We start from the raw sequence: 26,021 nt of genomic DNA on the forward strand, positions 1-26,021 counted from the left end.
GGCTGAGAGGCCGGTTTTTTTATACGCACGATCTGATGATCACCGCAGTTCAAATGTGGGAGCGGGCTTGCTCGCGAAAGCGGTATGTCAGGCAACATATGTATCGACTGATCTACCGCCTTCGCGAGCAAGCCCGTTCCCACATTTTGATCTATGTTTGACTCAGGATTTACGGCTCAGCGGCTGTGCGGTGAATTTCACACCCGCCAAACCCTGCGCAATCAACGCCCGAATATTGCCGTGATCACTGCCCTGCGGCGTCGCCACCACTGACCGATAATGCTCACCAAACGCCAGCAGCGCTTCCTGATCGCTCAAGCCTTCCAGCAGCGCCAGGCCCAGGGTCTTGCACGAACCTTCATTCTGCCCGGCGGCGTTTTCCACGTTGCCGTTGGTGAAAGCTTGCGGCTGGTAGTCGTAACCGGCGGCAACAAACGCCAAGGTGTCGGCAAACGCATGTTCGCCGCTGTTGAGGCTGGCGCGCAGGGTGTTCAAATCAATCATGGGTTTTTCCTTTGGCAAACGCCGCCTGTTGGCCGGCGCTGGCTTCTTTCTGGTACTGGGCTTTCCACTCGGCGTACGGCATGCCGTACACCACTTCACGGGCGTCATCCAAGCTCAGCTCGATGTGGCGCTCGTCGGCCTCGGCCTTGTACCACTTGGACAAGCAGTTACGGCAAAAGCCCGAGAGGTTCATCAGGTCAATGTTTTGCACATCCTTGCGGCTGTCCAGGTGCGCCACCAGTCGGCGGAAGGCGGCAGCTTCGAGTTCGAGGCGTTGTTGATCGTTCATAGGGCTCACTGCAGATTCTGGGGTTAGCGGCTGGCCGCCAGGGTAATCGAAACCGACTCGGCAAAGCGCAGCGCATGAGGCTTGTCCACTTCGACTTCGGCGTACAGCACCGATTCGTTGCTCATCACCAAGTCCAGCAGTTCCTGGGTCAGGCGCTCGAGCAGGGCGAAGCGGTTGCCTTCGACGTGGGCGATGATGGCCTTGGTAATGGTGCGGTAGTTCAGCGCGTGGTCGATGTCGTTGTCGCGCACGGCTTCCTGAGCGGCATACAGGATCGTCAGGTTGATCAGCACGTCCTGCTTGTTGAGGATTTCGTCCTCGTTGATGCCGATAAAGGTGCGCAGGCACAAGTCCTTGACCCGGATGCGCGCCATGCCTGGTTGAAGTTGTGGCATTGCTACTTGCTCCGTCCAATCAGTTGCAGGAACTCCATGCGGGTGGTGTTCGACTCGCGGAAGGCGCCGAGCATCACCGAGGTGTTCATGGTTGAATTCTGTTTTTCCACGCCGCGCATCATCATGCACATGTGCTTGGCTTCGATCACCACCGCTACGCCTGCGGCCTGGGTGACTTGCTGGATGGCGTCGGCGATTTGCCGCGTGAGGTTTTCCTGGATCTGCAGACGCCGGGCGTACATGTCGACAATGCGCGCCAGCTTTGACAGGCCCAGCACCTTGCCGGTCGGAATATAGGCCACATGGGCCTTGCCGATAAAGGGCAGAAGGTGGTGCTCGCACAGCGAATACAGCTCGATGTCCTTGAGGATCACCATCTCGTCATTGTCGGATGCAAACAGCGCGCCGTTGACGATTTCGTCCAGGTTCTGCTCGTAGCCATGACACAGGTACTGCATGGCCTTGGCGGCGCGCTTGGGGGTGTCGAGCAAGCCTTCGCGTTCCGGGTCTTCACCCAGGCCTTTGAGAATCTCGCGGTAGTGTTGGGGCAGGGTCATACAACATCCTCACAAACGGCTTACTTGATATGCCGCCCGCCGTTGACGGTCAGGGTGGTACCGGTGACATAAGGGTTGTCCAGCAAGTAACGCACACTCTGGTAGATCACCTCGGGCCCAGGCTCGAGTCCCAGTGCGGACTTGGCCAGGACCCTGGCGCGGTAGGCCGCGTCGTCGCCTTCGTTGAACATCACCATCGCCGGCGCGATGCCGTTGACCTTGATCAGCGGCGCGAACTGCGCAGCGAACGACAGCGTGAGGCTGTCGAGCCCCGCTTTGGTGGCGCAATAGGCAATGTGCTTGCGGCTGCCCTTGCGCACCACATCGTCGCTGATATGCACGATATCGGCAGGTATTGAGCGTTGCAGCAAAGGTGAACAATGCAGGTTGATCAGGTACGGCGCAAGCATGTGCACGCTGAACATGTCGGTAAATGCGCGGCTTTCGTCGCCCGGCGTTTCCGCGACCCACGCCGAGGCGTTATGGACGATCGCGCGCAGGCTGTCGGTGTGGGTCTTCAGTGTTGTGATGAAGGCCAGAATCCCGGCTTCACTGGAGAAGTCGGCAAACACACCGACTGCGCCACGCTCGCGCAAGGCCTGCACACCGGGGCGTTCACTGCGGTAGCTGAAAATCACCGGATGGCCCTCGTCCAGCAGGCGCTCGGCGCAATGCAGGCCGACACGCTGGCCGGCACCGGTGATCAGGATCGGGGCGTTTGTTGCAGTCATGGGAGGCTCGCGTCGCTGGCAGGATGAAACTATACCAGCGAGCGGCCACCCCTGTACTCAAGCGGCGGCTTCGGCAGCCTTGCGCGGTGGCGGTGTAGGGTGCAGCCAGTTCGCCAGCAGGTGGGTCGACAGCGGAATGAACCAATAAACCATCAATGGGGTGAGCGCCAGGGTGCTGACCAGCACGCGCGGGGCCAAGTCCAGTTCGTTGAGCAGCGGACCAAGGACGAAGTTGAACAGCAGCGACACCGGGAAAAACGCCAGCCAGATTGCCACGGCCTGTTTCCAGCGTGGTGGCCGTGCACCTACGGCGCCGAACCAGCCGTCGATGCCACTGACGCGATGCTCGGACGGGTCGGCAAACAGTTCACTGCCACGGCTCAACCAAGCGCTGCGCGAAGCGGAAAACTCCCAGGCGTGCAGGGTTTTTTCGTCGGCGAAACGGAAGATAATCTGGAATTCATCGTCATTGGGCGGGGGGGCGAGCACGCCGGAACCCAGGTAACCGGGGAAGTCCGTGGCCAACTGCTCGCCTTCGCGCAGCCAAGCCATCAAGTCTTCGTAGCGCCCTTTGGCCACGCGGCGCGCAACCATCAAGGTGACGGGTGAGGTAGACATTGTGTATCTCCAAATGTACGGGTGCGCCGATCCGGGTAGGTGGCACACGAACGAGGCTGCGGGGTGGTGCAGCGACGTAGAAAAAACAGGCAAGGATTATTCCTGTTTTGCAAAAATACGCCAGCGACATTGGTCTGACGGAGCAGCCCTTGAAAAAGACAAGTTTAAAGGCGTTAAATAGGATCCAAGTTCATAAGGACGTTTTCAACCGCAGATGCCCGAAATTACTGCTCATACTCGCGAAATTGCCGAGGGGTACTCCACTGATCCTTATGCGCTATTCCCGATCCGCGAAGTGTCGAGATTGACAGGTATTAACCCGGTCACCCTGCGTGCATGGGAACGGCGTTATGGTCTCATCCAGCCCACGCGCACCGAAAGTGGGCATCGCCTTTACTCCAAAGGCGATATTTTGACCATCCATCGCATCCTCGATTGGATCGAACGCGGCGTAGCCGTGAGCAAGGTCGGCAAGATCCTCGCACGCGACGATCAGCAGGCGGAAGCGATTCGTGCTGAGCGCGACACCGCCAGTGACAGTGAATGGCCACAGTGGCGGGTGCGCTTGGTACAGGCCGTCAGTGGGTTTGATGATCGTCAGCTGCAGAGCCTGTACGCTCAGGTTCTGGCTATCTACCCGCTCAGCGTGGCGTACCAGAATATCCTGATACCTCTCTGGAACGACCTGCTGCGCCACCAAGGCCGCTTCGGCCAAGCGAGTGAATGGATTTTCTACGATACCTTCCTGCGCATGCAGACCTTCGAATACCTGCGGCGTGCGGGCACCTCAACTGCGCCACGGGTATTGCTGGCGGCCATGCCTGGCGAGTGCCGTAAATTGGAGTTGATGGTGGCGGCGCTGTTGCTCAGTCACGAGGACAGGCCGGTGAAAGTGCTTGGCATGGGTCAACCCTTGGACGAGTTGACACTGGTCTGTGAAAAAATGCGTCCCCAGGCGCTCGTCCTCTTCTCCAACCACTCACATAACCATGACCTGGCTGGGCGCCTGACTCGCTTGGCGATGACCCTGGATTGCCCGCTGCTGCTGGCCGGTGCCGCATCGGACCTGGCCGAAAAAGAGTTGGCCGGGTCCGCCATCGGTTGTCTGGGCAGCGAAGGGCGCTTGATGCCGATCCGCTTGCAGCAGTTTCTCAGTGGGCAGTTGGATACCTGATATCAGGCGTGTACGTGCGGGTGCACCAAACGGTGCTGGTGCAGGATGAACTGGCGCAGGCGCTCGATTTCATCGGCATCGCTCTGGCTCAAGCGGTAGGCAAACAAGCCGCGGGCAGTTTCGCGCTCCAGCGTGCCACGCAGTGAGATCCGCTCGTAGCCAGACGGGCTAAACCACAGTGAAAAGGTTTTCGGCGGTTTGACCCGGCCACGAATCTCCACCAGTACGCCCTTGAATGACACCTCGTGCACCCGCAAGGCGCCCGGGTTGCCTCGCACGTTCTCCAGCGCCACCGGCGTTTCAAGCGCCAGGCGCCATGGACGGATCATCGGGCCGTCTTCGAAAATACTCGGTACGCCCAAGCGCAAATGCACCGCATGAAACTCATCCTCCACCAGGTGCAGGGGAAAGGTGAGTTGCTGGTTATCGAACTGCGCCTGGATGGTGACGTGGTCGTGAGCGGCCAACCGCGTGAGCAAGTCGCGAACCTGTGCACCGCCGTTAACGGTCAGGCTCGACCACGCATCCCGCAGGTTGAGCTGCGGGTTGTGCTGCATTCCCTGGATAAAATCCAGTTCATCCTGGGTCAATAGCGCATCGCGTTGCATTGATGTAGCTCAAAGGGTGAGGAATTAAAAGGCCATTATCGCTCTAAAGACCGCATTTACTGCAACTTGTTAATTCCGCTCCTCGCCTCAACTGCCGCCAAGCGTGCTTTGAGTTCGGCCACTTGCGCTTCCAGCTGTGCCACCCGTTGCTGGGCTTTTACCTGGGGGGTGACGTCTTTTTGCACACCAACGAAATAGGTTTGCTTATCGGCCTCGTTGTACACCGTGGACAGCGACAGCTCATTCCAGAACGGCGTGCCGTCCTTGCGGTAGTTGCGCAGGATTTCCCGGCAGGCGCCGTCGTGGTCGAGGGCTTCGCGAATGGCCATCAGGGCGGGTTGGTCGCGGTCACCGGCCTGTAGAAAACGGCAATCCTGATACAGGATTTCGTCCAGCGTGTAGCCGGTCATTCGCTCAAAAGCAGGGTTGACGTAGATCAGTGGCTTGTCTTCGCCTTCGCGTTCGGCGACGACGATGCCGTCGTTGGAAGCGTTGATGACCATCTGCATCAGCTTGGCGTTAATCATTGAGCGGTCCATGCCTTGTTTTTGAAGACTGGAGTTTATGACATGTCTTGGATGTTGCGCCGCTTACACCGAAATATTTGCGCCAGCTGTTAATATCCCAGGCTTTCGCTCAACTACAGGATCAGATTGATGAAAGTCGCCATCCTTTCCGGCTCGGTCTACGGCACCGCTGAAGAAGTCGCCCGCCACGCCGCTGGCCTCCTCAACGCGGCCGGTTTTGACGCCTGGCACAACCCGCGCGCGACCTTGGCCGACGTGCAGGCTTTTGCCCCTGAGGCCTTTTTGGCGGTGACGTCGACCACCGGCATGGGCGAGCTGCCCGACAACCTGCAACCGCTGTATTCGAGCATTCGCGACCAGCTGCCCGCTGCCTGGCGCGGCCTGCCCGGCGCGGTGATCGGCCTGGGCGATGCGAGCTACGGGGATACCTTTTGTGGCGGTGGCGAGCAAATGCGTGAGCTGTTCGGCGAGTTGGGCGTACGCGAAGTACTGCCGATGCTGCGCCTGGATGCCAGCGAAAGCGTCACCCCGGAAGCCGACGCCGAGCCATGGCTGGCCGAGCTGGTCACTGCACTGCGCGGTTGACCGAAAACTCACGCAGCAACGCAAGCCAACTCTGGGCGCCTTGAGTATCAGGCGTACTACGCCCGGTCGCACCAGCCCACAGGCGACCATTCCGGGCAATAACACCAGGTCGTCTGCCACCCCTGGTTGCCGCTGCGTACGCCGGCGGCGCGCGGCGAGAAGGCTCGGTCGTGGGGGGGCTGGTGTTGACGGGGGCTCAACCTGTTCGTCGTGCCTTTATTGGCGGTGCTTCTCTGACGCAACTTGGACTATTCTCTTGGATGACTCGCTCAGTCATCAAGCTGGCTGCGAAGGCAACTCCTTGTGCCACGGCGTCTGATTAGACTGGCCCTTCAACCAAAAAAATAATAAAAAAGTGCGCCAAGGAGGTCGTTGCCGTGAGCCTAGCCCCCGTTCTATCGCCACAGAATGTCCAAGATCAGGTCAGCGTTGCCGAATGGCAGGCCCGTGTCGACTTGGCGGCCTGTTATCGCCTGGTCGCCTTGCATGGCTGGGATGATCTGATCTTCACCCATATTTCCGCCAAGGTGCCGGGCACCGATGATTTCCTGATCAACCCCTACGGGCTGATGTTCCACGAAATCACCGCGTCAAGCCTGGTCAAGGTCGACCAGGCCGGCAACAAACTGATGGACAGCCCTTACGAAATCAACCCTGCGGGCTACACCATCCACAGCGCCATCCATGAAGTACGCCACGACGTGGCATGCGTGATACACACCCACACGCCCGCCGGTGTGGCTGTTTGCGCGCAGAAGCAGGGCGTGTTACCGATCAGTCAGCAGTCGTTGTTTGTGCTCTCAAGCCTGGCCTATCACGCCTACGAAGGTGTGGCACTGAACCATGAAGAAAAGGCCCGCTTGCAGGCGGACCTGGGCGAAAGCAATTTCCTGATGCTGCACAACCACGGCCTGCTGACCTGCGGTGGCACCATCGCCGATACGTTCCTGATGATGTTTACCTTCCAGCGCGCCTGCGATATCCAGGTGCTGGCGCAAAATGGCGGCACCGAATTGATAGCCATCGAACCGCAGATTCTGGCGGGGGCCAAGGCGATGATGGCGGCTGTCACAAAGAGCGCCCAAGGTATGGGAGGTGCGCTGGCCTGGCCTGCGCTGCTGCGTAAATTGGACCTGCAAGATCCCGGGTATAAAAGCTGATGCCACTCGCCGAAATCCCGCTCAGAGCTTGGCGCAAACGTAGCCAGGAATTCGTCTTTCGTGGCCGTACGATCCGTTACTGGGTGGCCGGGCAGGGCGAACCGCTGCTGTTGATTCATGGCTTCCCCACGGCCAGCTGGGACTGGCACTACCTGTGGCAGCCGCTGGCCCAGCGCAACCTGGTGATCGCCTGCGACATGCTCGGTTTCGGTGACTCGGCCAAGCCGGTGGATCACGACTATTGCCTGTTGGAGCAGGCCGACTTGCAGCAGGCGCTGCTCGACTACCTGCGCGTAGAGCAACCGGTGCATGTGCTGGCCCATGACTATGGCGACAGCGTCGCCCAGGAGTTGCTCGCCCGCTATTACGAGGGCCGCTTTCAGATGGCCAGTTGTGTGTTCCTGAACGGCGGCTTGTTCCCGGAAACCCATCGCCCGACACGGGTGCAAAAATTGTTGCTCAGCCCGCTCGGCTGGATGATAGGCCGTGCCTTCGGGCGCAATGCCTTGTCGAACAGCTTCAGCCAGATATTCGGCCCGAATACGCGGCCGAGTGAAAGTGCGCTGGATGATTTCTGGAGCCTGATCAATTGCAATGACGGTACGCGCATCCTGCACAAGCTGATTGCCTATATTCCCCAGCGCCGTCGCCTGCGTGAGCGGTGGGTGGATGCGATGCAGCGCGGCGAGGTGCCATTGCGCGTGATCGACGGCGAAGGCGACCCGATCTCCGGCGCACACATGGTCGAGCGTTATCACCAGTTGGTGCCGCACGCTGACAGCGTGTTGCTGGCTAATATCGGCCACTACCCGCAGATCGAAGCGCCGGTGCTGGTGCTCAAGCATTACCTGGCGTTTCGCGAGCGTATTGGTCAGACGGCGCCGCGAGTCGCCTATTCCTGAGCCCCTCGTTGTGTAGAGTGGGCTTATTGTGGCGAGCTCGCCATGGAGCAATCATCCTGCTGCCTTATCTCGCACCATTCAGCCTCGGCCGACTTTATTGTGACCAAAGGCTGTGTGCCTGACACTCACCCCATTTCCCAGTGTCGCCAGCGGAGTTCGGTATGAGTGAGTCAGTGCAGTTCCAGGATAAGGTCGTGATTGTTACCGGTGCCGGCGGCGGGTTGGGGCGGGCTCATGCGCTGCTGTTCGCCAAGCACGGGGCCAAAGTGCTGGTCAATGACCTCGGTGGTTCCACCCAAGGCGAAGGCGCCAATGCCTCGGCCGCCGACCGGGTGGTCGCGCAGATCCGCGAGGCCGGTGGCATTGCCGAGGCCAACCATGATTCCGTCACTGATGGTGAAAAAATCGTACAGAACGCGCTCGACGCATTCGGCCGCATCGATGTGGTGGTCAACAACGCCGGTATCCTGCGCGACAAGACCTTCCACAAAATGGACGACAGCGACTGGGACTTGGTTTACCGGGTGCATGTCGAAGGCGCCTACAAAGTCACCCGCGCCGCCTGGCCGTATTTGCGCGAGCAGGGTTATGGGCGTGTGATCTTTACTGCATCCACCTCGGGTATCTATGGCAACTTCGGCCAATCCAACTACGGCATGGCCAAGCTGGGTCTGTATGGCCTGACCCGCACTCTGGCGCTGGAAGGGCGCAAGAACAACATTCTGGTCAACGCGATCGCGCCCACTGGCGGCACCCGCATGACTGAAGGCCTGATCCCGCCGCAAGTGTTCGAGCGGCTCAAGCCGGAGCTGGTCAGCCCGCTGGTGGTGTACCTGGGCAGCGAGGCGTGCCAGGAAACTTCGGGGCTGTTTGAAGTCGGCGGCGGCTGGATCGGCAAGACTCGATGGGAGCGCAGCCTGGGTGTCGGTTTTGATCCTGAAGCGGGGTTCTCACCGGACGACGTGGCGGCACACTGGGCGCAGATTTGTGACTTTGAAGGCGCTGCTCACCCCAAAGACAATATCGAGGCATTGAAGGAGATGATGGCCAACTTGCAGAAGTTCAGCCTCTGATCGTTGCTTGAACACTATTGAATACGACGGGGCGCTGAGGGCGCCCCGTTTTATTGCGGCATAAAAAAGGCCGCTGCAAAGGCAGCGGCCGAAGTAAGACGTTGGATCAAGGAGCGACAAATCAACGTCAGTGAACACCGGTAATAGATTGATACAGATGGACAATCTATTGGAATAAGACTTTTCTTGCTGTGGAGCAAGCGGGCCATTTGCCCTGAAAGTGCGTTAAGAGTAGTCGTCTGTAACAAAATGAGTAATCCCGATTCAGGACAAGGACTGTTACCAAACCAGTAACGATCGGTCCAACGCTCTGCGTGGGAAGCCAACGCGTGACGCTCTGCGTCGCGCGCTATGCAAGGGTTGAGGCCTGTTCGCTGGGCCGGGAGGCGGAGCCTCCCAGGAGGCATTCCACGCGGAGCGCGGGAAAGATCTTCGATCTTTGGCCTATTTATCTTTCTGATAGCGCGTCATCTACCGCATCCATGGCCGTGCCCAAACCCGAGCCAGAGCGCCTATTAATCCTTTCGAGCGACAGTACGAATACCCCTTTTGTGCGCTTATCGCTCCTGACGAGCGGCAGTAGGGTGAGACCTTCTGTCACTCACCGGGGAAGACGCATGACAAAAACAACAATGCGCGCCATCTTCACGCCACAGGCGCTGGCCACGGCGGTTGCACTGGGCTGCTGCGCACAGGCACAGGCGGTTTCGTTCAACATTGGCGAGATCGAAGGGCAATTCGATTCTTCGCTGTCGGTTGGCGCCAGCTGGGGCATGCGCGATGCCGACAAAAAGCTGGTGGGCGTTCCCAATGGCGGCACGGGGCAGGCTTCGACCGGTGATGACGGGCGGTTGAACTTCAAGAAGGGTGAGACCTTCTCCAAGATATTCAAGGGCATCCACGACTTGGAGCTCAAATACGGCGACAGCGGCGTGTTCGTGCGCGGCAAGTACTGGTACGACTTCGAACTGCAGGACGAAGACCGCGAGTTCAAGCAGATCAGCAACCACCACCGCGACGAAGGCGCGCGCTCCTCCGGTTATGAGCTGCTGGATGCCTTCGTCTATCACAACTATTCCATCGGTGACCTGCCCGGTAACGTGCGCGTCGGCAAGCAGGTCGTGAGTTGGGGCGAGAGTACGTTTATCGGTAACTCGATCAACAGCATCAACCCCATCGACGTATCGGCTTTCCGCCGCCCCGGCGCGGAGATCAAGGAAGGCCTGATTCCGGTGAATATGCTGTTCGCCTCCCAGAGCCTTACCAACCAACTGTCGGTGGAAGGTTTCTACCAACTGAACTGGGAAAACACCGTGGTGGATAACTGCGGCACCTTCTTCGGCAATGACGTGGTGGCTCACGGCTGCAACAGCAACTACACCGTCGGCAGCCCGGCGATTGCGCCGCTGCAACCGGTGGCCGCTGCGTTCGGCCAAGGCTTTCAAGTCACGCGCGAGGGCGTGGTGGTGCAACGCGCCAACGACCGTGAAGCCCGCGATGGCGGCCAGTTTGGCGCGGCCTTGCGCTGGCTTGGCGATGACACCGAGTACGGCCTGTACTTCATGAACTACCACAGCCGCACGCCCACCGTCGGCACGCTGACCGCCAACACCAACCTGGCCACTATCGGGCGCATCGCGGCGACCGCCAACGCCATCGCACCCGGCAGCGGCGCGGGCCTGGCTCAGAGCACCATGCTCGGCCGTGGCCAGTACTACCTCGATTATCCGGAAGACATTCGCCTCTACGGCGCCAGCTTCTCCACCACCTTGCCCACCGGCACGGCCTGGACCGGCGAAATCAGCTACCGCCCGAATGCCCCGGTGCAACTCAACACCACCGACCTGACCCTGGCCTTGGTCAACCCGATTGCCGGCAATGCCGCCTCGCCGATCAGCAGCTCGTTCGGTTCCGACAATGCCGGTTATCGACGCAAGGAAATCACCCAGATCCAGAGCACTATGACCCAGTTCTTCGACCAGGTGCTGGGTGCCGAACGCCTGACCCTGGTGGGCGAGGCGGCCTATGTGCACGTCGGCGGGCTGGAAGCCAAAACCAAGCTGCGCTACGGCCGCGACTCGGTGTTCGGCGCCTACGGTTTCCAAGGCGATACCGACGGCTTCGTCACCGCCAATTCCTGGGGTTATCGCGCCCGCGCGATTCTGGACTACAGCAACGTGTTTGCCGGGGTGAACCTCAAGCCCAACCTGTCCTGGTCCCACGACGTCAGCGGCTATGGGCCTAACGGGCTTTTCAACCAAGGTGCCAAGGCGGTCAGCGTCGGCGTGGATGCGGACTACCGCAACACCTACACCGCCAGCTTGAGCTACACCGATTTTTTTGGCGGCGACTACAACACCCTCACCGACCGCGACTTTATCGCCCTCAGCTTCGGCGTGAACTTCTGATCTGGTTTAAGGAAGGACAAGAACCTATGCGTAAGATATTTGCAGTGATGGCCCTGAGTCTGCTGGCCGCTAACGTGATGGCGGCGGTGTCACCCGAAGAGGCCGCCAAGCTCGGCACCACTCTGACGCCGGTCGGCGCCGAAAAAGCCGGCAACGCCGACGGCTCAATCCCAGCCTGGACCGGTGGCATCCCCAAAAACGCAGGTGCAGTGGACAGCAAAGGCTTTCTCGCCGATCCGTTTGCCAATGAAAAACCGCTGTTCGTGATCACCGCCGCCACGGTAGACACGTACAAAGACAAACTCTCCGACGGCCAGGTGGCGATGTTCAAGCGTTACCCCCAGACCTACAAGATCCCGGTGTACCCGACCCACCGTACGGTCAACCTGCCACCGGACATCTACGAGTCGATCAAACGCAGCGCGCTCAACGTGCACGCGATCAACGACGGCAACGGCCTGGAAAACTTCACCGGCAACCGCTACTACGCGTTCCCGATTCCGAAGAATGGTGTGGAGGTGCTCTGGAACCACATTACCCGTTACCACGGCGGCAACCTCAAGCGCATCATCACCCAGGCCACCCCGCAAACGAACGGCAGCTACACGCCGATCCGCTTCGAAGAAGAAGTGGCGGTGCCGCAAGCCATCCCTGATATCGACCAGGCCAAGGCGGCCAACGTGCTGAGTTTCTTCAAACAGTCGGTCACCGCGCCGGCACGCCTGGCGGGTAATGTGCTGCTGGTGCACGAGACCCTCGACCAAGTGAAGGAGCCACGCCTGGCCTGGATCTACAATGCCGGCCAGCGCCGTGTGCGACGCGCGCCGCAAGTGTCCTACGACGGCCCAGGCACCGCCTCCGACGACCTGCGTACTACGGACAATTTCGACATGTTCTCCGGTGCGCCCGACCGCTACGACTGGAAGCTGGTCGGCAAAAAAGAGATGTACATTCCCTACAACAGCTACAAGCTGGATTCGCCGACTCTCAAGTACGACGACATCATCAAGGCCGGGCACATTAACCAGGACCTGACCCGTTATGAACTGCACCGCGTGTGGGAAGTGATCGGCACGGTCAAACCGAGCGAACGGCACATCTACGCCAAGCGGCACATGTACATTGATGAAGACAGCTGGCAGGTCGCGTTGGTGGATCACTATGACGGCCGTGGCCAACTGTGGCGTGTAGCCGAAGGCCATGCGCAGTTCTACTACGACCACCAAGTGCCGGCCTACACCGTGGAAACGCTGTACGACATCATCGCCGGGCGCTACATCGCGCTGGGGATGAAGAACGAGGAGAAGAGCAGCTTCGTGTTCGGCTTCCCGGCCAAGGCGGCAGATTACACACCGGCGGCGTTGAGGTCGGCGGGCGTTCGCTGATCCCTGATTCAACGGGGAACAAAAATGTGGGAGGGGGCTTGCTCCCGATAGCGGTGGATCAGTCATTTATAAGCTGACTGACACTCCGTCATCGGGAGCAAGCCCCCTCTCACTTTGTTTTGTGCATGGCTACCAATCACCCCGCTGAATACTTCTTCAACAACCGCCGACCACAGGACTAGGGTAGGCGCCAGGTTGAATAACAATAAAAAGCAGGATGCAGCAATGACTGCCATGACACGCTGCCTGGACCGTCCTGGATTCATGCCACGGCTGTCCGCTCACCATCTGTTGCGCCCGCGCCTGGCCGAGCCTTTGCTCGCAGCGCAGGTCAGGGTGAAGTTGCTCTGCGCACCGGGTGGCAGTGGCAAGAGCGCGCTGCTCGCCGAATGTGCGTTGCAGGCGCCGGTAGGTCGCCAGGTGTATTGGCTGGCGCTCAATGGCGCCGTGCTCAGCCCTTTGGATTTCTGCCGGCGGCTGGCGCACACCCTCGGCGTGCCATTTGTGGATGAAGCTACATTGCTGCTCGACCTCAGCCATTGGCAAACCCCGGCGTGGATATTCCTCGATGATTTCTGCCGGCTGCCCGCCCCCGAGCTGGACGCCTTGCTCGACCGCTTGCTCATCGCCGCCAGCCCGGTGCTGACCTGGTGGCTGGGCGCGAGACGACGCCCGCTGTGCAACTGGCCGCGTCTGTTGCTCGACGATGAGCTGATGGAATGCAATGAGTTGATGTTCAGCCTTGCGGAAGTCCAGCAACTGCTCGGCTCGCAGCAAACCCTCGACAGCGTGATGCAATTCAGCGGTGGTTGGTGCGCGGGTGTACGCATCGCGTTACTGGGCGACGGTCACCCGGACAAGACCCTGCTCGAGTATCTGCAACACGAGCTCTTCAGCACGTTACCCGCCGAACTGGCTGAGGCTTGGCGCGTACTGGCGCACCTGCCGCGCTTTAACACGGGTTTGTGTGAGCACCTGTTCGGTTTTGGCGACGGCGATCAGTACCTGCGTGATTTGCAGGCGCTGGGTGCGTTTATCCAGCCGTGGGAAGACACCACCGATTGGCTGCACGTGTTTGCGCCGCTGGCGCAATTGCTGCGCGATGAGCCCTGGCCAGCCAAGCGCGCCTGGCACCGGCGCGCCTGCCAATGGTTCACCACGCAGCAGGACTGGCAGGCCGCATTCGAACAGGCGCTGCTGGCCGAAGCCTACGAAGTGGCGGTGAGCCTGTTGCAGCACTTCAGTTTCGAAGACGTGTTTCGTCAGCAGAACGCGGTGCTTTTATTGCGTCTGCACGAGCAGCATGGCGATGAATTAATGCTTGGTTCGGCGCAACTGGTCGGCTTGGTTACGGCGGCATTGCTGTTTGCCGGGCGCTTCGACCAGGCGGGCGTGTGCATCGATCAGTTGGCGCGGTTCGCGCCGCAGCCGACGGCGGCACAACAGCGTTATCTATTGGCGCGCTGGCAGGCGCAATGGGGCTGGCTGTTGCATTTAGGCGGCGATGCCGAGCGCTCGCGCGCGCATTTCCTGGAGGCTTTGCAAGCCTTACCTGACAGCGCCTGGACGTCGCGCCTGATGTGCCTCTCGGGCCTCACCCAGCAAGCCTTGCTGCGCGGTGAGCTGGAAGTGGGGCAAGCGCTGAACCGTGAAGCCCTGTGCCTGGCCCGCGCCCATGGATCGTTGGTGTTGGAGGCCTTGCTGGAGCTGGATCACGCGCAATTGCTGGAGCAACGTGGCGCGCCGTATCGGGCGCAAAGCCTGTTGGAAACGGTGCAGGCGATGTTGGTGGGGCAGCGGCTCAAGGCCGGGCCGTTGGTGGGGCGCATCGCGTTGCGGCGCGGGCACCTGGCGCTGCGCCAAGGGCAGGATGCGCTGGCGGCCGAGTGTTTTCAGGCCGGTTTGGCGATGTGCCTGCACAGCCAGGACAAGCGCGTGCTGTACGGCTTTCTCGGCCTGGCGCTGTTGGCGGCGAACCGTGGCGATTATGCCCAGGCCTTCATTCAATTGCGCGAAGCTGAGCGCCTGATGCAGCAACGCCACGTGCCGGACACGGTGTATCGCGCGGTGCTGCTGCTGGTCAGTGGGCACTTCTGGTTGCAGCAAGGTCGCGCCGAATTGACGCTGGAAGCGATGCGCCGGGTGCTGCGCCATTTTCGTGGGCCATGTGCCAAGCAGGCGCCGCCGGCCACGCTGGAACTGATCCCGCGCCTGGAATACTTGCTGGTGCTGGCTGAGGTGAAGCTGGGCTGTGCCGATCAACCTATCGCGCGGCTGACGGCCTTGCTTGAAACCACCCGGCAGCGCGGCATGCTTTGCCTGGAAACCGAGTTGCAGCTGGTACTCGGCGAGGTGGCCTGGCAACTCGGTGACACTGCAGTGGCCCGTCGTGCGCTGCAAGCCGGGTTGGCGCTGGCCGCGCGTTGCCAGGTGCAGCAGGCGATTCGTGAGCTGCGCTTGCGCTCGCCGGGGCTATTGAGTGAGCTGGGCCTGGAGACACAGGCGTCGCCGGGCGGCGTGACGGAAAACCCCCTGAGCCAACGCGAGTTGGAGGTGCTGCAACTGATTGCCCTTGGCAACTCCAACCTGGAAATCGCTGATCGGTTGTTTATCTCGCTGCACACAGTCAAGACTCATGCTCGGCGTATCCATAGCAAGCTTGGGGTGGAGCGGCGAACGCAGGCGGTGGCGAAAGCCAAGACGTTGGGGTTAATGGCGTAGGCGCAGCTAAGCGCGACAACGACTCCCTGTGGCGAGCTCAGCGGTTACAGAGTCTGCGTTCTGACGCAGAACGCCTGGCGGTATTCGCCGGGTGTTGCACCCATGGCCTGGCGAAAGCGTTGGCTGAAGTGGCTGGCGCTGGAGAAGCCGCACAGCCAGGCAATTTCAGCCAGGGGCAGGGCACCGTTGCGCAGCAGGCTTTGGGCCTGTGTGATGCGGCGCGCCAGCAGGTATTGATGGGGCGGCAGGCCGAAGCTTTGGCGGAACATCCGTGCGAAGTGGTATTCCGATAGCGCGCACATTCCGGCCAGTTGCCCCAGGCTGATCGGGTCTTCCAGGTGATGGTCGATGTAGTCGACCAACAGGCGCCGCTGATGCGCCGCCAAGCCGCCTTTCAAACGCAGCCCGTCGCGAGCACCGACTTGGCTGAGCAAGGTATGACTGAGCATTTCATGCGCCAGGCTGCTGGTCAGCAAGCGCTCGGCGGGTTCGTGCCAGTTGAGAGCGATCAATTGGTGAAAGCGTCGGGCTTGATTCGCATCTTCGAGAAAGGTGCTTTCGCGCAATCGCAGTTCACGCGGTTCGCGGTCGAGCAGGGTCACGCAGCCGAGGGCGAATTGCTCCGGGCTGAAATACACATGGGCCAGACGGATTTCACCGTTGATCACCCAGGCTGATTGGTGTTCGGCCGGCAGGATGCACAGTTTGTCGGGGCCACCCTTGGTGCCGGGCTGGTCGCGGCGAAAGGTGCCGGTGCCGCCGCCGATGTAGCAGGACAAGGTGTGGTGCGTCGGCGCCTGATAGTCCTGGGAATCATGATGGTTGCTCCACAATGCCGCAGACAAGCCGTCACCGAGCTCGGCGCAGGCTTCAAGGCGCGCGTTGGGCGAGCGGTTAAGGGCTTGAAAGACTTGCAGCGATTCCAGGTCTGGCATGGTTGTTCTCTCCGACGCCTTGCATCCTACTCCGCACGGTTGGCGCTGTGAGCCCACCGTCTGACAAAAGCGCAAGAATATGCAAGAGCGCCCGCAGGTCGGCGGGCGACACTGTGGCTCAATCACCGGAGCCCACCATGAACCTTTTCCTATATTTACTCACTGTGCTGATCTGGGGCACCACCTGGATCGCGCTTAAATGGCAATTGGGCGTCGTCGCGATTCCCGTGTCGATCGTCTATCGCTTTGGCTTGGCAGCGCTGGTGCTGTTTGTGCTGTTGCTGCTCAGCCGCAAGTTGCAGGTGATGAACCGGCGCGGGCACCTGATCTGCCTGGCCCAGGGGCTGTGCCTGTTTTGCGTCAACTTCATGTGCTTTCTGACGGCCAGCCAGTGGATTCCCAGCGGGCTGGTGGCGGTGGTGTTTTCCACGGCGACGCTGTGGAACGCCCTCAATGCGCGGGTGTTTTTCGGCCACCGGGTCGCGCGTAACGTATTGATGGGCGGCGCGCTTGGGTTGCTGGGATTGGGGTGCTTGTTCTGGCCGGAGTTGGTCGGGCATACCGCCAGCCCGCAGACCTTGCTTGGCTTGGGCTTGGCGCTGTTGGGGACGATGTGTTTTTCGGCGGGCAATATGCTCTCGAGCCTGCAGCAGAAGGCCGGGCTCAAGCCGTTGACCACCAATGCCTGGGGCATGGCGTATGGTTCGGTGATGCTGGCGATGTATTGCGCGGTCCGTGGCATTCCATTCGACATGGATTGGAGCGCACGGTATGTCGGGGCGCTGTGGTACTTGGTGATTGCGGGGTCGGTGATCGGGTTCACCGCCTACCTCACGCTGGTTGGGCGCATGGGCCCGGAGCGCGCGGCGTATTGCACGGTGTTGTTTCCGGTGGTGGCGCTGAATGTGTCGGCGTTTGCCGAGGGCTATCAGTGGACCGCGCCAGCGTTGATGGGGTTGGTGTTGGTGATGGTGGGGAATGTGTTGGTGTTTAGAAAGGCTAAGCCTGTGAACCCGGTCTTCAAGGTGAAGGCAATCTAGTGTATGCGGGCTTGCTCCCTCATTGACCGAGGTGTTTGCCACCTCTTAGCAAGCCCGTTGGGTTATTTGAGGCCCAGGCGTTTGGCCATGCGGCCGAGGTTGGCGCGGTCCAGCCCGAGTTCGCGGGCGGCGCTGGCCCAGATGTATTGGTGGCGCTCCAGGCAGGCGCTGATGACTTGGCGCTGGTAGTGCTCGGTGGCCTGGCGCAGGTCGCCGGTGACGATGGGGGGGGCGTCGGCTGGTGCTTCGGTCACCGGCGGTGCGCTGGCGTCGGGTAAGTCCAGGTCTTGGGCGCTCAAACTCAAAATTTTCGGACGTTCGCGACAGTTTCCCAGCGCTTTGAGTGCGCTGCGTCCGATCAAATGTTCCAGCTCCCGCACATTTCCCGGCCAGTTGTAGGCCAGCAGTGCCGCCTGAGCATCGCTGGTCAGGCGCAGGCTGCCTAAGCCCATGCGTGAGCGGTTCTGCTCGAGGAAGAACCCCGCCAGCAACAACACGTCGCGGCCGCGCTCACGCAGCGCCGGCACTTGCAGCGGGTACACGCTCAGGCGGTGGTAGAAGTCGGCACGGTAGCGGCCGTTGCGCACCTCTTCGGCAAGGTCGCGGTTGGTGGCGGCGATCAGGCGCACGTCCACTTGATGCTCCTTGTCCGAGCCCAGGCGCTGCAGCTGGCCACTTTGCAGCACGCGCAGCAGCTTGGCCTGCACCGTCAGTGACAACTCACCGACTTCATCCAGAAACAAGGTGCCGCCATTGGCCAGTTCGAACTTGCCACGGCGCTCGTTCAGTGCGCCGGTGAAGGCGCCGCGCACATGCCCGAACAGCTCGCTTTCCACCAAGGTTTCCGGGAGGGCGGCGCAGTTGAGGCTGATCAAGGGTTTGTCTGCACGAGCCGATGCGGCGTGAATAGCCTGGGCCACCAACTCTTTGCCCACCCCGGTTTCGCCGGTGATCAGCACGGTCAGGTCACTGCCACCCACCAGTTGGATCTCTTCGACCAGGCGCTTGTGTGCCTTGCTCTGGCCGATCATTTCCTTGTGCTGCTGGCCGTTGGCCTGGCGGTAGATTTCGGCGCGCTGATGCTCATCTTCGGCGCGCAATGCCAAGCGTTCGATACGTTCGGCGACGTTGACCGTAGCTGCAGCCAGGCTGGCGAAGGCTTGCAGGGCGTCCAGTTCGACGCGCTCGAAGCGCTCGAAGCGCTCGGTGTCCAGGGCGTCGAGGGTCAGCAACCCCCACGGTTTGTCGTCGATAAACAGCGGGCAGCCCATGCAGTCGTGCACTTCCAACTGCCCGTGCAGGCCATCGACCAAACCGTCGTAGGGGTCGGGCAGCTCGCTGTCGCTGTCAAAGCGGGTCGGGCCGGGGCTGCTTAGCAATACGGCGAAACGCGGGTGCTCGCTGACTTTGAAGCGCCGGCCGAGGGTGTCCGGGCTTAAACCGTCGACTGCCAAGGGCACCAGCCATTCAGCGTCCAGGCGCAACAAGGCGGCGGCGTCGCATGGCAGCAGGGTGCGCATGGCTTGCAGCAGGCGCCGGTAGCGCTCGCCTTCGGGCAGCTCGCGGGACAGGTCGGCGACCAGAGGCAGCAGGCTGGTGAGCAGTAATTTCGCAGTCATAATGACTCCTTGTAGTCTTTATGACTATAAGTTGTAGGCAGTCATACTGACTACATATTATTTAAATTGTTGAAATATATAGAATTATTAGTTGGCATGAATACTGACTAAGTAAGGGAGATCAGTAAAAAGACCCAGGAGTTTGCCATGCTTAGTGCCCAAGACCGTGCCATCGTCAAATCCACTGTGCCCCTGCTGGAAAGCGGCGGCGAAGCGTTGATCACCCATTTCTACCGCATGATGCTCAGTGAGTACCCAGACGTTCGCCCGCTGTTCAACCAAGCCAATCAGGCCAACGGCGACCAACCCCGCGCCCTGGCCAATGGCGTGCTGATGTATGCGCGGCATATCGACCAGTTGGACCAGTTGGGCGACCTGGTCGCCAAAATCATCAACAAGCACGTGGCCTTGCAGATCCTCCCGGAGCACTACCCGATCGTGGGCACCTGCCTGCTGCGGGCCATTTACGAAGTGCTTGGCAGCGAGATTGCCACGCCTGAGGTGCTGAGTGCCTGGGGCGCCGCCTATGGCCAACTGGCCGATATCCTGATCGGCGCCGAAGCCGCCATCTATGACGAAAAAGCCCAGGCCCCAGGCGGCTGGCGCGGTGCGCGGCCGTTCCTGTTGGTGAAGCGCGTGGAGGAGAGCGACGAGATCATCTCATTCTATTTTGCCCCGGTGGACAACGGCCCGATCCTGGCGGCCGCGCCAGGCCAGTACATTGGCATGAGGCTGATGCTGGAGGGCGAGGAAGTGCGCCGCAACTACTCGTTGTCCGCCTTGAGTGACTCGGGCGTGTACCGTATCAGCGTCAAGCGCGAGGCCGGTGGGCGGGTGTCCAACTACCTGCATGACCAGATGCACATCGGCGCGACCCTCGACCTGTTCCCGCCATCGGGCGAGTTCACCCTGGCGCCCAGCGACAAACCGCTGGTGCTGATCAGCGGCGGGGTGGGCATCACGCCCACTCTGCCGATGCTCGAAGCGGCCCTGGCCACCGAACGCCCGGTGCACTTTATCCACTGCGCGCGTAATGGCGGCGTGCACGCGTTCCGCGACTGGGTGGATGCCTTGGCCGCCAAGCATCCGCAACTCAAGCGCTTCTACTGCTACGCCGAGGACGACGGCGTAAGCCCGGCGGCGGACAAGGTCGGGATGCTGAGCCAGGAGCAACTGGCGGCCTGGTTGCCTGAGCAGCGCGACGTGGATGCCTACTTCCTCGGCCCTAAAGGCTTCATGGCGGCGATCAAGCGCCACCTCAAAGCCCTGGGCGTGCCCGATAACCAAGCCCGCTACGAATTCTTCGGCCCGGCTGCCGCTCTGGAGTAACGCGGTTAAAAATGTGGGAGCGGGCTTGCTCGCGAAGGCGGTGGATCAGTCACTTAACAAGTTGACTGACACTGCGCCTTCGCGAGCAAGCCCGCTCCCACCTTTAGTTTTGCATTCCTCCCGATTAATCCGCCGTTAACCCCTCTCTGTTTTAACCATGCCCTGTGTGTAAACTTGCGGCCATCAGGCACAACCATAATCAGGCAAAGGGAAACGGGATGAGTGACGAATTGCGGTTAGGCAGGGAGCGGCGCTTTCTGGTGTTGCTGGGCATCATCTGCCTGGCGCTGATCGGCGGTGCGCTGTACATGCAAGTGGTATTGGGCGAGGCGCCGTGCCCGCTGTGCATCCTGCAGCGCTATGCGTTGCTGTTGATCGCAGTGTTTGCGTTCATTGGCGCCGCCATGCGTACCAGGGGGGCCGTCACTGTGTTTGAAGGGCTGGTAGTACTCAGCGCCTTGGGCGGCGTGGCTGCGGCCGGCCATCACGTGTACACCCAGTTCTTTCCCGAAGTCAGCTGCGGCGTCGATGTTCTGCAGCCGATCGTCGATGAGTTGCCGCTGGCCAAGGTGTTCCCGTTGGGCTTCCAAGTCGACGGTTTCTGCAGCACTCCTTACCCGCCAGTCCTAGGCCTGTCCCTGGCGCAATGGGCGTTGGTCGCGTTCGTGCTGACCGTAATCCTGGTGCCACTGGGTATTTACCGGAATCGCCAGCGCAAGGCCTGAGATGGGCTCCCTGAAGCGCCTCGTTCTTCATCCAATGAAGGGCGGGGCGTTTTTGTATGTAGGGATTTGCGAGAGGGGCGTGACGAAGGACAACTTAAGGCGCGGGAAGCGTGCGACATGTTGTCACACGGACGTTGTCGCAGGACGTTTCTGACGCACCAAGCGACCCCTTAAATTTGCATAAAACGGCGAAGATGTGCTGTCAGTTCATCGTTTGAACGATGCCGCGAACGGCGTGTCGCCTGAGCCAATCGGTGATCTGCGAATGCCTTGTTTTATGGGCACTTGCATCCGTTTAGCATGCCCTTACAGGGTGTAAGGGATGGAGCGTTTTACGCAATAACACGGCAATTTTTGTGGTTTTTGTTGAGAATCGAACACGATAAGATCCCGAACCTTTGCAAGATTGGTGAAGGATTGTTGCTGGAATCGATAAAAATTATTTCTTTATAAGACATGGTTTATACATCGCTAGCTAACTACAATCGCCCGCACTGAATGTCCGGTGCTGTTCAATCTTTGAGCATTGGAGCGGTCGAGGGGCAGATGGATGGCTCTGTGCGACCCCTGGTTCCGGCAGCCTTTCAACTATCCGCACCAAATGGAATTGGTCTGTAACAAGGCCTTTAACCACGAAATCGAATAAGAACTCACCGCAGGTCCGTGAAACGTCCATTTATGGCGTGCCGGGCAGGCTCTTATTCAATCGAAGAGAAATGCCAACCCTTGGCAGGGTGAAGTGTTGGCGATCAAAACCCAACTGCATTGCGCAAGCTGCTTTAGAGGTCGTGAGATGAGTAAAAACAGGTACCCCCGATTACTAGGCTTTTTGCCGCTGCTCGGCATGCTGTTAATGCTGGGAGGCTGCAAGTGGACCTTGATGGACCCAAAAGGACAGATCGGTCTGGATCAACGCAACCTGATCATCACTGCCACTCTGCTGATGCTGTTGGTCGTGGTGCCCGTGATCATCATGACGTTCGCCTTCGCCTGGAAATACCGCGCGTCGAACACCAGCGCCACCTACGCGCCGAAGTGGTCGCACTCCACGAAGATCGAAATCGCCGTGTGGCTGGTGCCGATCCTCATCATCATCGCCCTGGGTTACATCACCTATAAGTCGACCCACGAGCTGGACCCTTACCGTCCGCTGGAATCCGACGTCAAGCCGATCAACATCGAAGTGGTCGCGCTGGACTGGAAGTGGCTGTTCATCTACCCGGACCTGGGTATCGCCACGGTTAACGAAATCCAGTTCCCTGAGAACACCCCACTTAACTTCCGGATCACCTCCGACGCCGTGATGAACTCGTTCTTCATCCCTGCACTGGGCGGCCAGATCTACGCGATGGCAGGCATGCAGACCCGCCTGCACCTGATCGCGAACGAGAAAGCTGAAATGGAAGGCATCTCCGCTAACTACAGCGGTGCTGGCTTCACCGGCATGAAATTCAAAGCGATCTCGACGAGCCAGGAAGATTTCAACGCCTGGGTAGCCGCAGTCAAGGCCGCACCTAAACAGCTTGATCAAGCTGAATACGACGCCCTGACCAAACCAAGCCAGAACAACCCAGTCGCTCTGTACTCCACGTACGAGCCGGACCTGTTTCAGAAAATCGTCGACAAGTACGAAGGTATGAAGCCAGGCAAGCCGGTCAAGCACGAGAAGAAAGAAGTGGCCGTGGTTGAAGGTTCTGACACGGGCTCGCATTCAACTGCTGGGGCAGAGGAGTAAACGATGTTTGGTAAATTAAGTTGGGATGCGGTCCCGTTCCACGAGCCGATCGTGATGGTGACCATCGCCATGATCGCGCTGGGTGGTCTGGCACTGTTTGCTGCAATCACGTATTTCAAGAAATGGACCTACCTGTGGACCGAGTGGTTGACCTCTGTCGACCACAAGAAAATCGGTGTCATGTACGTCATCGTTGCCATGGTCATGCTGCTGCGTGGTTTTGCTGACGCCATCATGATGCGTACCCAGTTGGCCATGGCCACCGAGGGTTCGCCTGGCTACCTGCCGCCTGAACACTATGACCAGATCTTCACCGCTCACGGTGTGATCATGATCATCTTCATGGCGATGCCATTTTTCACCGGCTTGATGAACCTTGCCTTGCCGCTGCAGATTGGTGCGCGTGACGTTGCCTACCCGTTCCTGAACTCCTTGAGCTTCTGGCTGCTGGTTTCTGGCGTGGTGCTGATCAACCTGTCCCTGGGCGTCGGCGAATTCGCCAAGACCGGTTGGGTTGCTTATCCGCCGCTGTCGGGCATTCAGTACAGTCCGGGCGTGGGTGTGGACTACTACATCTGGGCGCTACAGTTATCAGGACTCGGGACGACACTGACGGGGGTCAACTTCCTGGCCACCGTCCTGAAAATGCGCGCCCCTGGCATGAAACTGATGGACATGCCGATCTTCACCTGGACCTGCACCTGGGCCAACGTCCTGATCGTGGCTTCGTTCCCGATCCTGGCCGCTACCATGGCGCTGCTGTCGCTTGACCGTTACCTGGATTTCCACATTTTCACCAATGAACTTGGTGGCAATCCAATGATGTACGTGAACCTGTTCTGGGCATGGGGTCACCCTGAGGTGTACATCCTGATCCTGCCAGCGTTCGGTATCTTCTCTGAAGTGATCTCGACCTTTACCGGCAAGCGCCTGTTCGGTCACCACTCGATGGTCTACGCCTCCGGCGCGATCTCGGTGCTGGGCTTCATGGTGTGGCTGCACCACTTCTTCACCATGGGCTCGGGGGCCAGTGTCAACGCCTTCTTCGGCCTGGCGACGATGCTGATTTCTATCCCGACGGGGGTGAAGCTATTCAACTGGCTATTCACCATCTACCACGGCCGTCTGCGTATCACCAGCCAGGTTCTGTGGACCCTGGGCTTCATGGTGACCTTCGCTATCGGCGGCATGACCGGCGTACTGCTGGCCATCCCGGGTGCTGACTTCGTACTGCACAACAGCCTGTTCGTGATCGCTCACTTCCACAACGTGATCATCGGTGGTGCTGTATTCGGTTACATCGCTGGTTTTAGCTTCTACTTCCCGAAAGCGTTCGGCTTCAAGCTGCACGAAGGCTGGGGCAAGGCTGCATTCTGGTTCTGGATCTCGGGCTTCTTCGTCGCGTTCATGCCGCTCTATGCACTGGGCTTCATGGGCATGACCCGTCGTCTGAACGCCACTACCAACCCTGAGTGGGTACCGTACCTGTACGTTGCCATGTTCGGTGCGGTAATGATCGCTGTGGGCATCGCCTGCCAGTTGATCCAGCTGTACGTGAGCATCCGTGATCGCAAGCAGAACGCCTGCGACTCTGGCGATCCATGGAATGGCCACACCCTGGAATGGTCGACTTCGTCGCCACCTCCGTTCTACAACTTCGCTGTGATCCCTACTGCGAACACAATCGATGCGTTCACCGAAGCGAAGGAAGACGGTACTGCGTACCAGCAACCTAAGCACTACGAGCCGATCCACATGCCGAACAACACCGCCACTGGCGTGGTGATGGGCGCGTTGTTGACTGTGTTCGGTTTCGCGATGATCTGGCACATCTGGTGGCTGGCAATCGTGGGCCTGGTTGGCACTATCGGTTACTTCATCATTCACGCTGCCCGTGATGATCAAGGCTACATGGTGCCGGTCGAGACGATCGAGCGCATCGAAGCCGAGCAACACGCTCGCCTGGTAGCCGAGAAGAAAATTCCGGCCAACCGTGTAGAAACCTCGTTGGAACAGGCTTAAACCATGTCGAACTTAGTGACCAATGCTGGACACGCCCATGTCGATGACCATGGGCACGATGACCATCACCACGACTCGGGGCCAATGACCGTATTCGGTTTCTGGCTCTACCTGATGACCGACTGCATCTTGTTTGCGTCGATCTTCGCGGTGTACGCGGTACTGGTAAACAACGTAGCGGGTGGCCCATCGGGCCACGACATCTTCGAACTGCCTTACGTGCTCGGCGAAACCGCCTTGCTGTTGTTCAGCTCGATCACCTACGGCTTCGCCATGTTGGCCTTCTACAAGGGCAACAAGAAAGGCGTACTGAGCTGGTTGGCACTGACCTTCCTGTTCGGCCTGGGCTTCATCGGCATGGAGATCAACGAGTTTCACCTGCTGATCTCCGAAGGCTACGGCCCGCACCGTTCCGGCTTCCTGTCCGCGTTCTTCACGCTGGTAGGTACCCACGGTCTGCACGTAACTGCCGGCCTGCTGTGGATGGCGGTGATGATGTATCAGGTCAATAAGCACGGCCTGACCAACACCAACAAGACTCGCCTGAGCTGCCTGAGCTTGTTCTGGCACTTCCTGGACGTGGTCTGGATCTGCGTCTTCACCGTTGTTTACCTGATGGGGACTCTGTAATGGCTAATGCACACTCCCATGACCATGACAGCCATGATTCGAGCCACGGCAGCGTTAAGTCGTACGCCATCGGCTTCATCCTGTCGGTAATCCTGACGCTCATCCCGTTTGGTCTGGTGATGTACCCGACCCTGCCGAAGTCCATCACCTTGATGATCGTTCTGGCATTCGCGGTGATTCAGGTGCTGGTTCACCTGGTGTACTTCCTGCACCTGGACCGCTCCAAAGAGCAGCGCGATAACGTGATTGCATTCGTGTTCGCAGGTCTTGTGATCCTGCTGCTGGTTGGCCTGTCGATATGGATCATGTTCAGCATCCATACGTTCATGATGGCGAAGTGAGGTAAGAC

The 26,021-nt window shown here is 59.7% G+C and carries 25 protein-coding genes and 1 pseudogene; 15 read left to right on the plus strand and 11 right to left on the minus strand.

The window, feature by feature from the left end; genetic code table 11:
- Nucleotides 1–162: 162 nt before the first annotated feature.
- From FW764_RS17680 to FW764_RS17705, 6 genes are read right to left on the minus strand one after another with little or no spacing between them, the layout of a single operon-like run.
- On the minus strand, nucleotides 163–504 hold the full coding sequence (locus tag FW764_RS17680; RefSeq protein WP_446434976.1) for a HopJ type III effector protein: 342 nt from the start codon (nucleotides 502–504) through the stop codon (nucleotides 163–165).
- Nucleotides 497–793 carry a DUF1244 domain-containing protein gene (locus FW764_RS17685; protein WP_446434977.1) on the minus strand — a complete coding sequence of 99 codons (297 nt, stop codon included), beginning with the start codon at nucleotides 791–793 and terminating at the stop codon, nucleotides 497–499. The genes FW764_RS17680 and FW764_RS17685 overlap by 8 nt, the downstream gene beginning before the upstream one ends.
- 23 nt (nucleotides 794–816) lie before the next feature.
- Nucleotides 817–1,188: a dihydroneopterin triphosphate 2'-epimerase gene (gene folX / locus FW764_RS17690; RefSeq protein ID WP_003194073.1), complete on the minus strand. Its 372-nt coding sequence runs from the start codon at nucleotides 1,186–1,188 to the stop codon at nucleotides 817–819.
- A 2-nt stretch (nucleotides 1,189–1,190) separates the two neighbouring features.
- Nucleotides 1,191–1,745, minus strand: a complete 555-nt coding sequence (gene folE / locus FW764_RS17695) for a GTP cyclohydrolase I FolE (protein ID WP_446434978.1) — start codon at nucleotides 1,743–1,745, stop codon at nucleotides 1,191–1,193.
- 20 nt (nucleotides 1,746–1,765) lie between these two features.
- On the minus strand, nucleotides 1,766–2,476 hold the full coding sequence (gene folM / locus FW764_RS17700; RefSeq protein WP_446434979.1) for a dihydromonapterin reductase: 711 nt from the start codon (nucleotides 2,474–2,476) through the stop codon (nucleotides 1,766–1,768).
- A gap of 57 nt (nucleotides 2,477–2,533) precedes the next feature.
- Entirely contained in the window at nucleotides 2,534–3,094 is a 561-nt protein-coding gene (locus tag FW764_RS17705) for an antibiotic biosynthesis monooxygenase (protein WP_094949362.1), read from the minus strand.
- Between the two features lie 214 nt (nucleotides 3,095–3,308).
- Here FW764_RS17705 and FW764_RS17710 point away from each other — a divergent pair, with 214 nt between their 5' ends.
- Complete coding sequence (locus tag FW764_RS17710; RefSeq protein ID WP_446434980.1) at nucleotides 3,309–4,268, plus strand: MerR family transcriptional regulator; 960 nt, start codon at nucleotides 3,309–3,311, stop codon at nucleotides 4,266–4,268.
- A gap of 2 nt (nucleotides 4,269–4,270) precedes the next feature.
- Here FW764_RS17710 and FW764_RS17715 read toward each other — a convergent pair whose 3' ends face one another.
- Together FW764_RS17715 and FW764_RS17720 are read right to left on the minus strand one after the other, a co-directional pair.
- On the minus strand, nucleotides 4,271–4,876 hold the full coding sequence (locus FW764_RS17715) for a hypothetical protein (RefSeq protein ID WP_446434981.1): 606 nt from the start codon (nucleotides 4,874–4,876) through the stop codon (nucleotides 4,271–4,273).
- A gap of 56 nt (nucleotides 4,877–4,932) precedes the next feature.
- On the minus strand, nucleotides 4,933–5,403 hold the full coding sequence (locus tag FW764_RS17720) for a PAS domain-containing protein (RefSeq protein ID WP_446434982.1): 471 nt from the start codon (nucleotides 5,401–5,403) through the stop codon (nucleotides 4,933–4,935).
- 129 nt (nucleotides 5,404–5,532) lie between these two features.
- Here FW764_RS17720 and FW764_RS17725 point away from each other — a divergent pair, with 129 nt between their 5' ends.
- The 7 genes from FW764_RS17725 (at nucleotide 5,533) to FW764_RS17755 (ending at nucleotide 15,637) form a co-directional block, all read left to right on the plus strand.
- The gene (locus tag FW764_RS17725; protein WP_446434983.1) at nucleotides 5,533–5,988 is read left to right on the plus strand and encodes a flavodoxin; all 456 of its coding nucleotides are present in this window, start codon (nucleotides 5,533–5,535) and stop codon (nucleotides 5,986–5,988) included.
- 377 nt (nucleotides 5,989–6,365) lie between these two features.
- Nucleotides 6,366–7,148 carry a class II aldolase/adducin family protein gene (locus tag FW764_RS17730; RefSeq protein WP_446434984.1) on the plus strand — a complete coding sequence of 261 codons (783 nt, stop codon included), beginning with the start codon at nucleotides 6,366–6,368 and terminating at the stop codon, nucleotides 7,146–7,148.
- Nucleotides 7,148–8,050 carry an alpha/beta fold hydrolase gene (locus tag FW764_RS17735; RefSeq protein ID WP_446434985.1) on the plus strand — a complete coding sequence of 301 codons (903 nt, stop codon included), beginning with the start codon at nucleotides 7,148–7,150 and terminating at the stop codon, nucleotides 8,048–8,050. The genes FW764_RS17730 and FW764_RS17735 overlap by 1 nt, the downstream gene beginning before the upstream one ends.
- A 161-nt stretch (nucleotides 8,051–8,211) precedes the next feature.
- Nucleotides 8,212–9,123: an SDR family oxidoreductase gene (locus tag FW764_RS17740; RefSeq protein WP_446434986.1), complete on the plus strand. Its 912-nt coding sequence runs from the start codon at nucleotides 8,212–8,214 to the stop codon at nucleotides 9,121–9,123.
- Nucleotides 9,124–9,740: 617 nt separating this feature from the next.
- Nucleotides 9,741–11,531, plus strand: a complete 1,791-nt coding sequence (locus FW764_RS17745; protein WP_446434987.1) for a DUF1302 domain-containing protein — start codon at nucleotides 9,741–9,743, stop codon at nucleotides 11,529–11,531.
- A 26-nt stretch (nucleotides 11,532–11,557) separates the two neighbouring features.
- Nucleotides 11,558–12,916: a DUF1329 domain-containing protein gene (locus FW764_RS17750; protein ID WP_446434988.1), complete on the plus strand. Its 1,359-nt coding sequence runs from the start codon at nucleotides 11,558–11,560 to the stop codon at nucleotides 12,914–12,916.
- 225 nt (nucleotides 12,917–13,141) lie between these two features.
- On the plus strand, nucleotides 13,142–15,637 hold the full coding sequence (locus FW764_RS17755; protein ID WP_446434989.1) for a LuxR C-terminal-related transcriptional regulator: 2,496 nt from the start codon (nucleotides 13,142–13,144) through the stop codon (nucleotides 15,635–15,637).
- Nucleotides 15,638–15,681: 44 nt separating this feature from the next.
- Here FW764_RS17755 and FW764_RS17760 read toward each other — a convergent pair whose 3' ends face one another.
- Complete coding sequence (locus FW764_RS17760) at nucleotides 15,682–16,572, minus strand: helix-turn-helix domain-containing protein (protein WP_446434990.1); 891 nt, start codon at nucleotides 16,570–16,572, stop codon at nucleotides 15,682–15,684.
- Between the two features lie 137 nt (nucleotides 16,573–16,709).
- Between FW764_RS17760 and FW764_RS17765 the strand changes: the two genes are divergently transcribed.
- Nucleotides 16,710–17,612: a DMT family transporter gene (locus FW764_RS17765; protein ID WP_446434991.1), complete on the plus strand. Its 903-nt coding sequence runs from the start codon at nucleotides 16,710–16,712 to the stop codon at nucleotides 17,610–17,612.
- Nucleotides 17,613–17,674: 62 nt separating this feature from the next.
- Here the strand turns inward: FW764_RS17765 and norR are convergent, their stop codons facing one another.
- Nucleotides 17,675–19,231 carry a nitric oxide reductase transcriptional regulator NorR gene (norR, locus tag FW764_RS17770; RefSeq protein WP_446434992.1) on the minus strand — a complete coding sequence of 519 codons (1,557 nt, stop codon included), beginning with the start codon at nucleotides 19,229–19,231 and terminating at the stop codon, nucleotides 17,675–17,677.
- 147 nt (nucleotides 19,232–19,378) lie between these two features.
- Here norR and hmpA point away from each other — a divergent pair, with 147 nt between their 5' ends.
- A complete protein-coding gene (gene hmpA, locus FW764_RS17775) occupies nucleotides 19,379–20,560 on the plus strand; it encodes an NO-inducible flavohemoprotein (protein ID WP_446434993.1) in 1,182 nt (393 codons plus the stop codon).
- Nucleotides 20,561–20,778: 218 nt separating this feature from the next.
- Nucleotides 20,779–21,285 (plus strand): disulfide bond formation protein B, encoded by a 507-nt coding sequence (locus tag FW764_RS17780; RefSeq protein ID WP_083356824.1) that lies wholly within the window; start codon nucleotides 20,779–20,781, stop codon nucleotides 21,283–21,285.
- A gap of 475 nt (nucleotides 21,286–21,760) precedes the next feature.
- Here the strand turns inward: FW764_RS17780 and FW764_RS17785 are convergent.
- Nucleotides 21,761–22,051 (minus strand): annotated as a pseudogene (locus tag FW764_RS17785) (hypothetical protein).
- Between the two features lie 27 nt (nucleotides 22,052–22,078).
- Between FW764_RS17785 and cyoA the strand changes: the two are divergent.
- Genes cyoA through cyoD form a run of 4 tightly spaced genes read left to right on the plus strand, consistent with a single transcriptional unit; the run spans nucleotide 22,079 to nucleotide 26,013 of the window.
- Nucleotides 22,079–23,020, plus strand: coding sequence for a ubiquinol oxidase subunit II (gene cyoA / locus FW764_RS17790; protein ID WP_446434994.1), 942 nt, complete (start codon nucleotides 22,079–22,081; stop codon nucleotides 23,018–23,020).
- A 3-nt stretch (nucleotides 23,021–23,023) separates the two neighbouring features.
- Entirely contained in the window at nucleotides 23,024–25,042 is a 2,019-nt protein-coding gene (gene cyoB / locus FW764_RS17795) for a cytochrome o ubiquinol oxidase subunit I (protein WP_446434995.1), read from the plus strand.
- Between the two features lie 3 nt (nucleotides 25,043–25,045).
- Nucleotides 25,046–25,672, plus strand: coding sequence for a cytochrome o ubiquinol oxidase subunit III (locus FW764_RS17800; RefSeq protein ID WP_010206435.1), 627 nt, complete (start codon nucleotides 25,046–25,048; stop codon nucleotides 25,670–25,672).
- Nucleotides 25,672–26,013 (plus strand): cytochrome o ubiquinol oxidase subunit IV, encoded by a 342-nt coding sequence (gene cyoD / locus FW764_RS17805; protein WP_017734785.1) that lies wholly within the window; start codon nucleotides 25,672–25,674, stop codon nucleotides 26,011–26,013. The genes FW764_RS17800 and cyoD overlap by 1 nt, the downstream gene beginning before the upstream one ends.
- The last annotated feature ends 8 nt before the right edge of the window (nucleotides 26,014–26,021 follow it).

The organism is Pseudomonas sp. 1152_12 (assembly GCF_052850675.1).